A 12,989-nucleotide genomic window follows, 5' to 3' on the forward strand; every position below is an offset into this window, starting at 1 on the left:
TTTCAGGAAGCTTTACATACTTACTTATTTAAACCCATGGTCATGAAACTGAAAAAATCTTTTATAGTGGTGTCTGCCCTGTTGGTTGCCGGCACCCTATGTTCCCTGGCGTTGCCCCAGGAAAATGAAAAGGCAAAGAACCTGAAGGTATTACCCAAAAACATCAGCCATGAGGAGCTGATTACAGTGATGAAGGGATTTAATGCGGCCCTGGGGGTGAAATGTAATTTCTGTCATGCTCCACAGAAGGATGATCCAAAGAAGCTGGATTTCCCCAGTGATGAAAACCCGCACAAAGGGGTGGCCCGTGATATGATAAGAATGACAAAACGTATCAATAAGAAGTTTTTTAAAGGAAGTGAAGTAATGTCGGTATCCTGTTATACCTGTCATAATGGTAACGAGGAACCGAAGACAAAACCGGAGGTGGCGTCTGCTAAGTAAGGTAATGGCATCAAGGATGCAGGAAATGCAGGAAACCGACCTTTCCTGCATTTTTTTGCCTTTTATTTTGTCATCCGCAAAGTTTAACATTTGTAAGGTGCTTGTTAACAGGGCGTTTCATCCCTGGCCATCCGAAGTTTTCTTAATTTAACCGTTTCCTGACTGGAATTTCCGTACCTTTACGTCCGTATGTTGAGATAAAAGCATAAAGCACTGAAATATTCACTTCTCTCCAGTCCGGAAAATCTTTTCTTTACTGCTCTCCTCAATTGACAACGCTAACGATGAAGAAGCGTTCTAATTTTTATTACTGAACAGATATAACAATATGCTATTTGAGCAATTAGGGCTAATTGAGCCCATTTTAAAAGCGATTAAAGCCGAGGGCTACACTACACCTACTCCCATACAATTAAAATCAATCCCCATCGTATTGGAAGGGAAAGACCTGCTGGGATGCGCACAAACAGGTACCGGTAAAACAGCAGCTTTCGCAATTCCCATTTTACAGTTATTGCATAACAGCAAACCTGAGAAACCAGGCTTCAAACATATTCGTACGCTGATCCTTACACCTACCAGGGAACTGGCAGTGCAGATCGATGAAAGCTTCGAATCTTATGGTAAGTATACGGGTCTCAAGCACGACGTTATTTATGGTGGGGTACCGCAGCACAGGCAAACAATTGCCCTGCGCAACGGGACCGATATCCTGGTTGCCACTCCCGGCAGATTGCTGGATCTGATGAATCAGGGCTATATCTACCTAAGTCACCTGGAGATATTTGTGCTGGATGAAGCGGATCGTATGCTGGATATGGGCTTTATCAATGACATTAAGAAAGTGATCAGAGAGCTGCCACAGCAAAGACAAACCCTGTTCTTTTCTGCTACCATGCCGCCGAATATTTCGCAACTGGCTAATTCCCTGTTGTATAATCCGGAGAAGGTAGCTATCACACCCGTGGCGACTACCGCGGAAATGATTGAACAGTCGGTATATTTTGTAAAAAAGAAAGACAAGCAGTCATTGCTTGATTATATTCTGAAAGACAAAAACATTGAGCGTACTATCGTGTTTACACAAACCAAACATGGTGCAGACAGGATTGCCAAGAACCTGAAGAAACGCAACATCAACGCAGATGCGTTGCACGGCGATAAATCGCAGGCTTCCCGTCAGAATACGCTGAATAACTTTAAGAATGGCCGTTTACGCGTACTCGTAGCTACTGATATTGCCGCAAGAGGTATTGATGTGGATTCACTGGAGCATGTTATTAATTATGACCTGCCGAATGTGTCTGAAACCTACGTACATCGTATAGGTCGTACCGGCCGCGCCGGTGCTTCCGGTATTGCCATGTCTTTCTGTGATACAGAAGAAAGGCCGTTCCTGAACAGCATCAATAAACTGACCAAACAAAAAATTCCCGCAGTAAGCCATCCGTTTGAAGAGGCAGCCCTGATAGAAGCCAATAACGCTGATCCTGATGCGCCAAAGGCAGATCCCAGAAGGCCGAAACCCAAGAACAGAAGAGGCCGGGTAGATAAAAGAGACAAAATAGATTTTTAAGGCAACCCCCACCAACCAGGATCAAACCTGGTTTACAGGGATTGTTGTTTATAAAAAGGATCTTAAAACCTGCGCATTGCGCGGGTTTTTTTATGCAACAGGGTGCAGGATTTAAATTAAACCTGGGGGAGTTCAGTCATGCAAATATTTGGCAGATTAATTTTTTTATTCTACGTTTGACCGGAAAAACTAAAACGTTTTACCAAAATCTGCCAGCATACAATAGAAAGTTAAGTACGATAAGTGTTAGTATAGTTTTATGAGATAATCAACGCACGTAATTATTATGATTTGAATTGCACTATGATTGAATAGTGAGTTACTTGTTATATTTCTGATACTCCTTTGCCAGTGCTACAATTAAACAATGAACAGCTAAACCTGCAGGCTGTAGCTGCGGGCAGCGAAAAGGCTTTTAAAGCATTATTTGACCAGTATCGTGGTCGGTTATTCTATTATGTTTCCCGCTTCATAAAATCGGAGCAGGTAGCAGAAGAATTGGTCCTCGACGTATTTATGAAAATATGGACCGGCCGGGAACTTATTTTACAGATCAATAATTTTGATGCTTTCCTTTTCCGTATTGCACATAATAAATCCATCGATTTCCTGCGTTCAGCCGCCAGAGATCAGCGTTTCCATGAGTTGTTATGGGAAGAGATCCAGGTAGCTGCTACCGATCAACCGGATACAATGATCATGGCGCGGGAGTATGAAGAAAAAGTTCGGAAAGCTATTTCCCTCTTATCTCCCCAATGTAAAAAAGTATATAGCCTTAGCCGGGAACAGGAACTTACACATGACCAGATAGCCCGTCAACTAAATATTTCCAGGGCTACCGTCAATAACCATATCGTTCTTGCTCAACGGTTTATCCGCAATCATCTCGCTAAAGAGATTGATCTGGCCGTCCTTTTTCTCCTCCTGGGAAAAATTTAAAAAAAATTTCACATTGCTTTAGTTATCCGGCATTTTTTATTCGTCTTATTGATAGCAGGCTGCTTTGCTCACAGCAAATTATATTATGGATAACAGAGATGCAAACCCGTGGGAATACTTGGTAGCACAGTATCTGGCCAATCGGATTACAAAAGATGAGCTGGAATTACTGTTGCAGAAAGCCGGTAGGGAAGAAGATATAGAAACACTGTCAGCCGTGCTGAAAGATCGCTGGGAAGAAGCGAAAGAAGCCGGTGATCAGGACAACCGTGACTGGGATACAAAGTTTGAAGCCATGATGGCTGCTGCTCCCCGGATTCCGGTGAAAAGGAACATCCGCCGTTTTGTGCGTATGGCAGTTGCTGCCGGCATTTCTTTATTGCTGGGTATCAGCAGTTACTTCCTGTTCTTTAAAAAAACAGCGTCGGTACCTGTACTAACGCAAACGGATAAACGTTACGATAAAGCGCCTGGTACTGTAGGAGGCATCCTCATACTGGCCAACGGTGAACGCATTGAACTGGACAGCGCCGGCAACGGTATACTGGCGGTGCAGGGACAAACAAAAGTAATCAACCGGCAGGGGCGTATTACCTATAACGCTTCCGGCGCCGGCAACGAAAAAATACTGTATAACACTATTACCACACCAAGAAGTAAACAGTATCAGCTGGTACTGGCCGATGGTAGCAGGATATGGCTGAATGCCGCTTCTTCTGTACGTTATCCTACTGCTTTTACCGGCGACGAAAGAAGTGTGGAAATCACCGGCGAAGCCTACTTCGAAATCGCCACCGTTAAGCATAAAGGAAAGAAAATACCCTTTGTTGTACATGCCAACGGCATAGCTGTACAGGTGCTCGGTACCCATTTTAATATCAATGCCTATAGCGATGAAAATACCGTCAGCACCACACTCCTGGAAGGCAGCGTACTCGTTACAAAAGGTAATGCGAAGCAACTGCTGAAGCCAGGGGAGCAGGTAAGAGCCGATCGTAATGATCACCTGTCTGTATATAAAGATGTGGACACAGACGCGGTACTTGCCTGGAAAAACGGCTACTTCTCTTTTAATCAGGCCGACCTGGCATCCGTCATGAGACAGATAGCACGCTGGTACGATGTGGATATCGTATATGAAGGCGCCGTACCGGACCGCCGTTTTGGTGGTGAAATATCCCGCAATACCAATGTATCACAGGTATTGGAAATACTGGAAGAAAGTAAAATACATTTTAGAATAGAAGAAAACAGGATCGTCGTATTACCATAACAAAAAGCCGCCCTGAGGTGAGAGTCAGTGCGGCCGGCAGTTCTGGTATACTAATCATACAATTTGTTGGAACGAATTGCTTATTACTCAACCAAAACCACTACTAAAGTATGGAAAAAATTCTACGTGACGCCTGGTATTTCAGCCGCCGGGTGCTTCCTAAAACACTCCTGTTTATGAAGTTGACAGTCATCCTTCTTACAGCTGCCTGTCTGCAGATAAGCGCCAAGAGCTATTCGCAGAAGGTTACGTTGTCCGAAAAAAATGCACGGCTAGGGAAAGTGTTCCGTGAAATAAAGAAACAAACAGGCTACTCTTTTTTCTTTGATGAGTCCTGGATGAAACAAGCAGATGTGGTAACTATCAATGTGAAAAACGCATCCCTGGAAAAAACACTGGAGATCTGTTTTAAAAATCAACCACTTACCTATTCTATCATTGGCAACACCGTGGTATTAAAACAACGGGAACTGGTAGCTGATGATAAAACGCTGACTGCCGCTACGTTGCCGCAGGAACAATTCAAAGGGATAGTAAGAGACGATTCAAAGGCGCCCCTGGCAGGTGTTTCCGTGCGCATAAAAGGTACCAACAAAGGTACGACCACAAATGTAAACGGTGAGTTTACACTGGCTACAAAACCCGGTGATGTGCTACAATTCAGCTTTGTAGGCTTTCAGTCCCAGGAAGTTACAGTAGGCCAGCAAACTTCCCTGAACATCGTGATGCAGATAGCCAGTAATGAACTGGGCAACATCGTGGTAACCGCTTTGGGTATCGCCAAAAGAGACCGTAAACTTGGTTATGCTGCTACCAAAGTAAATGTAGAAGAGGTCAGGAATGCGAATACCGTATCTCCCATTACTGCGTTGCAAGGTAAAGTAGCTGGGGTGAACATCAACGTAATGGGTGCGGCAGGTGTACAATCATCTCCCAGCATTATGATCCGCGGCGCTAAATCACTCAGCAAAAATAACCAGCCCATTTTTGTAATAGACGGAATGGTATTGGAAAATAACCTGGTGAACGGTGATGATATTGACCAGGGTTCGCAGTTGAAAAACCTGAATCCGGATGATTATGAATCGATTACTGTACTGAAAGGGGCAGCGGCTACTTCGTTGTATGGTTCCCGTGGCGCTAACGGCGCTATCGTGATCACTACCCTGAAAGGCAAGGCTGGTCAGGGTATTGGCGTGAGCTTCAGCTCTACTTACCAGACACAGGTGATTTATGACAACGGTTTGCCCTTGCAGAATGTGTACGGCAGTGGCGCCATCGCTTACCGCGAAGGCAATTTCAAACCGGATGGTACACAGGTGGCTACCTCTTACAGCTTCGGCCCTAAAATGGACGGTAGCATGCACCCTGCGATCTATGATGCTAACAAACAAGTACCTTATTCCTCCCAACCTGATAACTGGAAAACATTTTTTCAGAACGGAAAATATGTCAACAACAACGTATCACTCAGTGGTGGCAGCGAACAGGTAACTTATCGTTTCTCTTATTCCAACCTGCGCAACGATGGTACCTTACCAAATAACCAGGTAAACCGTAATAGCTTCGACTTCCGGACTACCGGTAAGATCAACAAGGTTTTTTCCGTGGAAGCGGGCGCCAGTTACGCCCTTACAGACGCATTGAACCCATACGGGCAAGGCCGCTACTACTGGACTTCCGGACAAAACCTCGGCTTCCTGACCTATTATTCAGTGCCCCGGAATACTAACCTGGCCGACTGGAAAGACAGCTACCGTAATGCCGATGGCTCCATGAAAGAATACAGCTATGCACAATATAATAATGTGGTAAGAGAGGCGTTCAACCGCTTTGATAATGTGAATAACAAACGTTCTGAAAAATCCCTGCTGGCCACCGTATTGCTGAAAGCACAGGTAAATGACTGGCTGGACCTGAGTGCCAAAGCCAATCTGAATAACTACCGGATCTTTTATGAAAATAAAGAAAAAGGTAAAGGCGCTTATGGGGCAGGTGGATCATACGGCCTGGGCGGACAATACAGCTCCGGTTATAACTTCCTGTTTATGGCGCATGCTGCCCGTAAACTGACCAAAGACCTGGACCTGGATGTGCGGGTAGTAAATGAATATTATGGTAATGGCAGACAGGAAGAATACAGCGCCGCTACAAAGGGCGGACTGATTGTTCCCAATGTATTTACATTATCCAATTCACTGGAAGATATCAGGGATAACCGGAAGTACAACTTCAAAACACCCAACGATAAAGTAATGGCAGTGGGTGGTATCGTAAACCTGAGCTATAAAGATTACCTGAACCTGGAACTCACCGGTCGCCAGGATTGGCTGTCATCCCTCACTTATCCTGATGGTGTACCCGGTGCAAATAATTTCGCCGTTTTCTATCCTTCTGTGAATGTATCCTGGGCATTTTCCGATATGTGGAGAACAACCATGCCTGAATGGCTTTCTTTTGGTAAGCTGAGGGCTTCCCTGGCCTGGGTAGGTACCGGTACAGGCGCTTATGCTACCAGCTTTGGCAGCTATACACAGGGTACCGTACTGGATCAGAATGGCAACTCTGTTGTGACTGCTACCATGCAGAACGCAGATGTATTACCCAACATGAACCTGAAACCGGAATTACAACGTTCCCTGGAGTTAGGTACTAACATCTCTATTCTGGATGACCTGGTAAACTTTGATGTGGCCTGGTATAAAACAAATACTTTCAACCAGATCCTGACCATCCCCGGTGTGCTGGAAACAGGTTATAAGAGAAGAAGGATCAATGCCGGTAATATTCAGAACCAGGGACTGGAAGTACTGGTAAATGTAACGCCTATACGTAAAAAAGATCTGCGCCTGGATCTATCGGTAAACTTCTCCCGGAACAGGGGTAAAATTATTTCCTTCTACCCTGGCATTACCAATTATGAGTTGATGGGTAACTATGATGGCGCCAGCGTATTTGCCTACGAAGGTGGTGCATTTGGCGTACTCACAGCCAACAGCTACCGGGAACATGATCCCAAAACAGGTTTGCCTATTATCCAGGTAGCCAGCCGCAATACTTCTATGGATCCCGAAACAAAACATGATTTCCAGGAATATTCATGGGTGGAAAAAACCTTTGATGCCAGTCATCCGAGGGAAGACATAGGGCGTGTGGAACCGGATTTCCTGGGAGGTTTTAATACCAACCTGCGCTGGAAACAATTTACCCTGTATGCACAGATTGATGGCCGCTTTGGTGGCCTGGCTTATTCAGAAGCCTATAACTATGGTATGCAACGCGGTAACCTGCTGAATACATTGCAATACCGTGATCAGGAACATGGCGGCGTAGAACGTATTGATTCCTATACCGGACAAAAAGTATACGATGGCGCTGTACCTGATGCCATATTTGCAGCAGGCGAAAAAAGCCCTAAAACACAGGAAGATATTGGCGGTATGACTTTCAAAGAGGCTTATGATAAAGGGCTGGTAGAATCATGGAAAGCGGGTTCCTATTATCTTAACTCCTATGGTTGGGGTACTTACCTGGACAATGGTTCAGTAACAAAAGTTTCCTGGCTGATGCTGCGTGAAATATCGCTGGGTTATCAGATTCCGAAAAATGTGATCAGCAGGGCGCACCTGAAAAATGCCAGTCTGCGTTTTACTGCCCGGAACATTGCTTACCTGTATAATGGCCTGACAGGCGGACAGAATCCGGAATCATTGCAGAGTAATAATCCGTTTAACCCGGTTATTACAGGCGCCGTGCCATTCTCCCGCAATTATGCCATAACATTAAACATCAGTCTCTAACCAGTTTAAGCCATACGAAAAATGAAGAAGATAAATAAAATAGCGTTAGGGTTGTTGATGGTAGCGGCTTGTGCGCAATCCTGCAAAAAGGATATGCAGGAGATCAATACAAACCCTGAGCAATTAAATGATACACGTCCTGAATTTTTGTTTACCAGCGCCACATTGAACTATACGCTGCCAGGGAGAAGTCAGCTGACGAACAAGTACAGTACTACTTTACGTTACATGCAGTATATCGTGGGAGATAATACAGATAAAAATACAATGGAAGCTCCCTATTGCGATCCTACAAAAACAACCTTTCCTGATCCGGGTAGCGGAGGGGCCACTTATAACGATTTCTATAACTCCACCGGCAGGGATTATCAACGGATCATCGACAAAATAGACGGCCTGGGAAGCGAGTCATTAAAGACCGCTTATAGCGACCTGCGTGCTATCTGTAATATCATGCTTGCATATGATGCCTGGAAAATAGCGGACGTTTATGGCGCCATGCCTTATTCCCAGGCATTTAAAGTACAGCAATACCCGGTTCCCGGTTACGATTTCAACTGGGATATGTACCAGGAATTTGACAAGCAGCTGAAAGCTGCAGTAAATGTGTTGAAAGCCAAAACTACGGGTCAGATCAATATCTCCAAACAGGATTTCTTTTATGCGGGTAATACAGATAAGTGGATGAGATTTGCGAATACCCTGCGTATAAAAATTGCACAGCGTTACGAAAAAAGGAATGCTGCCAATTTGCAGGCTGTATTGAATGATGTTGCCAGCAACTACGGCGGACAGGTGATTTCCAGTAATGAGGAGTCCTTTGGTTACAGCAATGTGAAAGACTGGAACAATAATGTGGATGACATTGATGCCATACAGAATGTATATGTGGCCGCACTGCCGTTTGTAGAGTTCCTGAAGTCTACCAATGATCCGCGCCTGCCGCTGATGGTACGTCAGAACGACTGGGGTACTAACTACAAACCATATGTAGACGTGAAAACCAAAGGCACGCCTGCGAGTCTTGTCGCCCTGAATGACCCTGCAGTGAATACCTCCCGCTACTGGGGTAAACATGTATTTTCCGCTTCTGCCGGCAGTGCATATGGTTGGCAGGGCCAATCAAAGGCGCATCAGTTTACCATTACAGAAGGAACCGGTACTGCTACCAAAACGCTCAGCTTTATTTCACTGATCCAGTCAAGATTATTTGTGAAGAATGGTGGATTTAAATCAGACAACACTTCTTTGCATGATGATGAAACGGTGGTGGATGGCAGCACTATTAAGATGAGAACATCTTTACTGAACTATGCAGAAACCTGTTTTATGTTGGCAGAGATAACGGCGAAAGGTGGTAACAGTCTTGGTAAATCTGCTGCACAGTGGTATAATGACGGTGTTACGGCTTCTTTTGAAGATTATAAACAAAAAGGTATTTCACAGAATACACCTGGTGCTGCTGCCACTGATCTGGGTGATTTCCTGACACGTTATCCTTATAAAGACCTGACCAGCATCTATTCACAGGCTTGGGTGAATTTCCTGACAGAACCTGAAGAAGCATGGGCAATGTGGAAACGCACCGGCTATCCGCAGTTCGAGAGTTATAATCCGGCTGGTGGAAACAAGATCGGTGATGGTTCCGGTATCGCTTACCTGGAAGCATTGTATACGGGTTCACAGAACCTGTTGATCCCGCGCAGGGCTGTGTTGCAGGTAACATCTACAGAAATTAATGCCAACCTGGATCAGGCGGTACAAACCATGCAAACAAAAGATCCTGATTTTGGAACAAACAGACTGGATACAAAAGGCCGTATCTGGTGGGATATGAAATAGCAGTCGCGAGTAGTCATACATGTTGAATTGAAAAAGGGGCAAACCGCATCGTTTGCCCCTTTTCTTTTTTAATGCTACCTGTATACTCTTACATAATCCACTTCCATGGTGGCATTTGTAAATGCAGGATCTATAGCTCCTCCAAATGCGCCGCCCATGGCAAAGTTCAGGATGATGAAAAAGTCGTGATTAAAAGGTAGGCTACTTGTATTGGTAAACGAGTAGTACAATTGATCATCTACATAAAACCTGATCAACGATGGTGACCAGTCCATTGCATATTTATGAAAAGCCGTTGTTTCATTAGACACCTGTACTGTGCCACCAACGGCATTTCCACCGGAATGACCGGGATAGTGCAAGGTGCCGTAGATCTTGTTGGGTTCACTTCCTTTATGTTCCATAATATCTATTTCTCCGCAGGCAGGCCAGTCCACAGTGCTGACATTACTGCCCAGCATCCAGATAGCAGGCCAGGTACCAAGACCTTCCGGTAGTTTTGCACTGACTTCTATTTTACCATACTTAAAGGCAAATTTGTCTTTGGTGAGTATCCTTGCAGAAGTGTAGGCGCTGCCACTAAAGTTTTCTTTGATCGCTTTGATCTTTAATACCCCGTTAGCGATGACTACATTCTCCGTCCGGTTGGTATAATACTGCGATTCAGCATTGCCCCAGCCATTGCTACCGTTGCCAATATCATACCCCCATTTGGCGGGATCAGGCGCGCCGTCTGTATTGAATTCATCCGACCAGTAAAGAGAGGTAGCGATACTTACTTCCACCTGGATAGATTCTTTAGTAGTAAGATTATCTGCACTTTTGGCCGTAACGGTTACGGTGTAAGTATTCTTACCAGGAACCGTATACTGATAATTAACGATGCCGTTTGCTACCGTTTGATAGGTACCATTTCCAAAATCGTAATCATACGTAACGGCATTTTCAGCCACCGCAGTAAAGGCTACTACGCCGCTGCTATCCGTATTTACCACCGCTTTCACTACCAGGTGGGTGGGGGCAACCGGCACGACCGGTTTACTATCGTTTTTTCCGCAACCGGCAATACTAATAAGTAGTGCCATCATGATTCCTGTCATATATTTCATATACTTATTGGATTGCTATTAATTTTACATACCATGCTCCCGGAGCCTGCACACAACGTAAGGTCATATGGGTATCGGTTCTTTCCAATACCTGGTATTTATGCACGCCCAGGTACATACCTACATGGCCTTTATTGGAGAATGTAATGTATTCTTCCGTAGGACTGCCGTCATAACCAAATGTCTCTGTATAATCACTCGCCTTCGGACCGGTTAATGTATAATCATCGGTACCGGTGAGGGTAGGGTCAAAATCTGTGAGATATTCTTTTTTCCCAAACAAGTCATTGTTTGTTTTATGTGTGAATACATTACCGCTGGCTGTAAAGGTATATTCATCATCATAAATACCTAAACCTGCTTTTTCATTGGGGCCGGCAGCCCACCAGGCAGGCGTGAATACGGCTACATCCGATACGCCTAAATTACCAGCGGCATCTTTATCTACTCTCCATTTTTTGCTGCTGTTGTTGGTGAGCATCGTTACCAGTTCAGGATTGGGTTCAAATGCCCGGTACACTTCTACGTCAGCAGCATTGCTGCTGGAATTTCCTGCTTTGCCGGAAGCAATGACCGTAATGGTAAATGCTTTGTTGCCCGTGTGTTTATAGATATATTGAAACTCGCTGGAAGTAGCTATTACCGCGGGCAGCCCATCCCCAAAATCTACTTTGTAATTGAAAGCGTGATCTGATGCAACGGCCAGCAGTACTGCTCCGGAGCCGTCGCCCATTGGATGCGTGGCATCCTGACCTACAACCGTTACCGTTAGTACCGGCTTTGACGGCGTTGTCAGCTCCCCGAATTTATAATCATCTTTCTGACAGCTGCTTAATAAAAGCAGTGTGGCAACAAAAAGCCGGGTAAAGAATTTTATTTGTGTTGTCATATAGTAGCTTTCTGAATTAGTTAGTTAATACGATGTCATCAAATAACAGGGTGTAATTGTTAGTGCCATCGCCCTGTGTGCCATTGTCCAGGAAGAACAGCACATTTTGCAGTTGTTTGCTGTTGTCTGTTATCTTACCTGAAAAATCAAACGTGAGCTCTTCCCAGGTATTAGCTACCGTGGTAACGGCTTCCAGGTTTTCCTGGAAAGTGTTGTCGCCGCTTCTTTCCAGTTGCAGCAATACCCTCATGCCTACCCTGTACGCATATACTTTCACCTTGAATTTTTTGTTGACTGTAAAATCTAATGGTGCACTGAGTACAATATAATTACCGGCCCATGTTTCCGGCGCATTCTTTACTATTTTACCAACAGTAGCACTGGTGTTAATACCGGTACGTGCGGGGTTGGGGATAACGCTGGTAGCACTTCCGCCAAAATCACCCCAGGCATAATTCACGGTGGGTAGTTCAAACGTCATGGGTAAGGCCAGCGGATCATAAATGGTAATAGCCTGGGTAGCGGTGGTAGTGGCTGCGCCACCGCTCAGTGCTTCTACTTTCACGGTGTAAGCGCCGGCTGTTGCATATGTATGCATAGCGGAAGCACCTGCTGCAATAGTAACCGGAACTTCATCCGCGTCTTCTCCAAAATATACTTTGAATCCGCCGGTAGCATATTGCGCGGTGGCAGATACCGTGATCACATGCTGCTCGGTGGTAGCGTTGATTGTTACTGCTTCCGGCGCCCTGAATAAAAGGCTTAACTGTTTGGTGGTATCCGTTTGTAAACCGCTGATACCTGTAGCTACTACCTTTACCGGATATACGCCTTCTTTATAGATATGTGTGGCGCTTTGTCCGGGCATAATGTGTGCGGGTTCGGTGGTAGCATCTCCGAAATAAATATCGTAGGCACTGGCGCCGGCACTATGGGGTGTAATAGTTACCAATCCTGAGTTATCGTTGGTGATTTTAAAGTTCACCGCTTCATCGGTGGGTGCCGTGGCTGTTTTCAAAAAGGAGATGTCATCATCTGCTTTTCGTGTGCAACCCGCGATAACTACAAGCATCAGTAGTAAGGGTGCTATATGAGAAAGTCTTTTCATGCTATTTTT

At 45.0% G+C, this 12,989-nt stretch carries 9 protein-coding genes; 6 read left to right on the top strand and 3 right to left on the bottom strand.

Translation table 11 applies throughout. The features are described from left to right. Positions 1 to 42 precede the first annotated feature (42 nt). The 6 genes from ABQ275_RS02125 (at position 43) to ABQ275_RS02150 (ending at position 9,874) form a co-directional block, all read left to right on the top strand. Positions 43 to 444 carry a c-type cytochrome gene (locus ABQ275_RS02125; RefSeq protein ID WP_349316618.1) on the top strand — a complete coding sequence of 134 codons (402 nt, stop codon included), beginning with the start codon at positions 43 to 45 and terminating at the stop codon, positions 442 to 444. A gap of 328 nt (positions 445 to 772) precedes the next feature. Then, positions 773 to 2,020, top strand: a complete 1,248-nt coding sequence (locus tag ABQ275_RS02130) for a DEAD/DEAH box helicase (protein WP_349316619.1) — start codon at positions 773 to 775, stop codon at positions 2,018 to 2,020. Between the two features lie 351 nt (positions 2,021 to 2,371). Then, positions 2,372 to 2,959: an RNA polymerase sigma-70 factor gene (locus tag ABQ275_RS02135; RefSeq protein ID WP_349316620.1), complete on the top strand. Its 588-nt coding sequence runs from the start codon at positions 2,372 to 2,374 to the stop codon at positions 2,957 to 2,959. Positions 2,960 to 3,044: 85 nt separating this feature from the next. Then, complete coding sequence (locus tag ABQ275_RS02140) at positions 3,045 to 4,232, top strand: FecR family protein (protein ID WP_349316621.1); 1,188 nt, start codon at positions 3,045 to 3,047, stop codon at positions 4,230 to 4,232. 110 nt (positions 4,233 to 4,342) lie between these two features. Continuing rightward, complete coding sequence (locus ABQ275_RS02145; protein WP_349316622.1) at positions 4,343 to 8,032, top strand: SusC/RagA family TonB-linked outer membrane protein; 3,690 nt, start codon at positions 4,343 to 4,345, stop codon at positions 8,030 to 8,032. Positions 8,033 to 8,053: 21 nt separating this feature from the next. Next, positions 8,054 to 9,874 carry a SusD/RagB family nutrient-binding outer membrane lipoprotein gene (locus tag ABQ275_RS02150; protein WP_349316623.1) on the top strand — a complete coding sequence of 607 codons (1,821 nt, stop codon included), beginning with the start codon at positions 8,054 to 8,056 and terminating at the stop codon, positions 9,872 to 9,874. Between the two features lie 74 nt (positions 9,875 to 9,948). Here the strand turns inward: ABQ275_RS02150 and ABQ275_RS02155 are convergent, their stop codons facing one another. Genes ABQ275_RS02155 through ABQ275_RS02165 form a run of 3 tightly spaced genes read right to left on the bottom strand, consistent with a single transcriptional unit; the run spans position 9,949 to position 12,980 of the window. Further along, the gene (locus ABQ275_RS02155; protein WP_349316624.1) at positions 9,949 to 10,983 is read right to left on the bottom strand and encodes a family 16 glycosylhydrolase; all 1,035 of its coding nucleotides are present in this window, start codon (positions 10,981 to 10,983) and stop codon (positions 9,949 to 9,951) included. Positions 10,984 to 10,987: 4 nt separating this feature from the next. Continuing rightward, the gene (locus tag ABQ275_RS02160) at positions 10,988 to 11,872 is read right to left on the bottom strand and encodes a hypothetical protein (protein ID WP_349316625.1); all 885 of its coding nucleotides are present in this window, start codon (positions 11,870 to 11,872) and stop codon (positions 10,988 to 10,990) included. Between the two features lie 16 nt (positions 11,873 to 11,888). Then, complete coding sequence (locus ABQ275_RS02165; protein WP_349316626.1) at positions 11,889 to 12,980, bottom strand: hypothetical protein; 1,092 nt, start codon at positions 12,978 to 12,980, stop codon at positions 11,889 to 11,891. Positions 12,981 to 12,989 lie beyond the last annotated feature (9 nt).

This window comes from Chitinophaga sp. MM2321, assembly GCF_964033635.1.
In the GTDB taxonomy this organism is placed as follows: domain Bacteria; phylum Bacteroidota; class Bacteroidia; order Chitinophagales; family Chitinophagaceae; genus Chitinophaga.

Excerpts from the sequence above, each read along its gene's own strand:
- ABQ275_RS02125 (WP_349316618.1), top strand. The coding sequence starts at position 43 with ATGAAACTGAAAAAATCTTTTATAGTGGTGTCTGCCCTGTTGGTTGCC.
- ABQ275_RS02130 (WP_349316619.1), top strand. The coding sequence starts at position 773 with ATGCTATTTGAGCAATTAGGGCTAATTGAGCCCATTTTAAAAGCGATT.
- ABQ275_RS02140 (WP_349316621.1), top strand. The coding sequence starts at position 3,045 with ATGGATAACAGAGATGCAAACCCGTGGGAATACTTGGTAGCACAGTAT.
- ABQ275_RS02145 (WP_349316622.1), top strand. The coding sequence starts at position 4,343 with ATGGAAAAAATTCTACGTGACGCCTGGTATTTCAGCCGCCGGGTGCTT.
- ABQ275_RS02150 (WP_349316623.1), top strand. The coding sequence starts at position 8,054 with ATGAAGAAGATAAATAAAATAGCGTTAGGGTTGTTGATGGTAGCGGCT.
- ABQ275_RS02155 (WP_349316624.1), bottom strand. The coding sequence starts at position 10,983 with ATGAAATATATGACAGGAATCATGATGGCACTACTTATTAGTATTGCC.
- ABQ275_RS02160 (WP_349316625.1), bottom strand. The coding sequence starts at position 11,872 with ATGACAACACAAATAAAATTCTTTACCCGGCTTTTTGTTGCCACACTG.
- ABQ275_RS02165 (WP_349316626.1), bottom strand. The coding sequence starts at position 12,980 with ATGAAAAGACTTTCTCATATAGCACCCTTACTACTGATGCTTGTAGTT.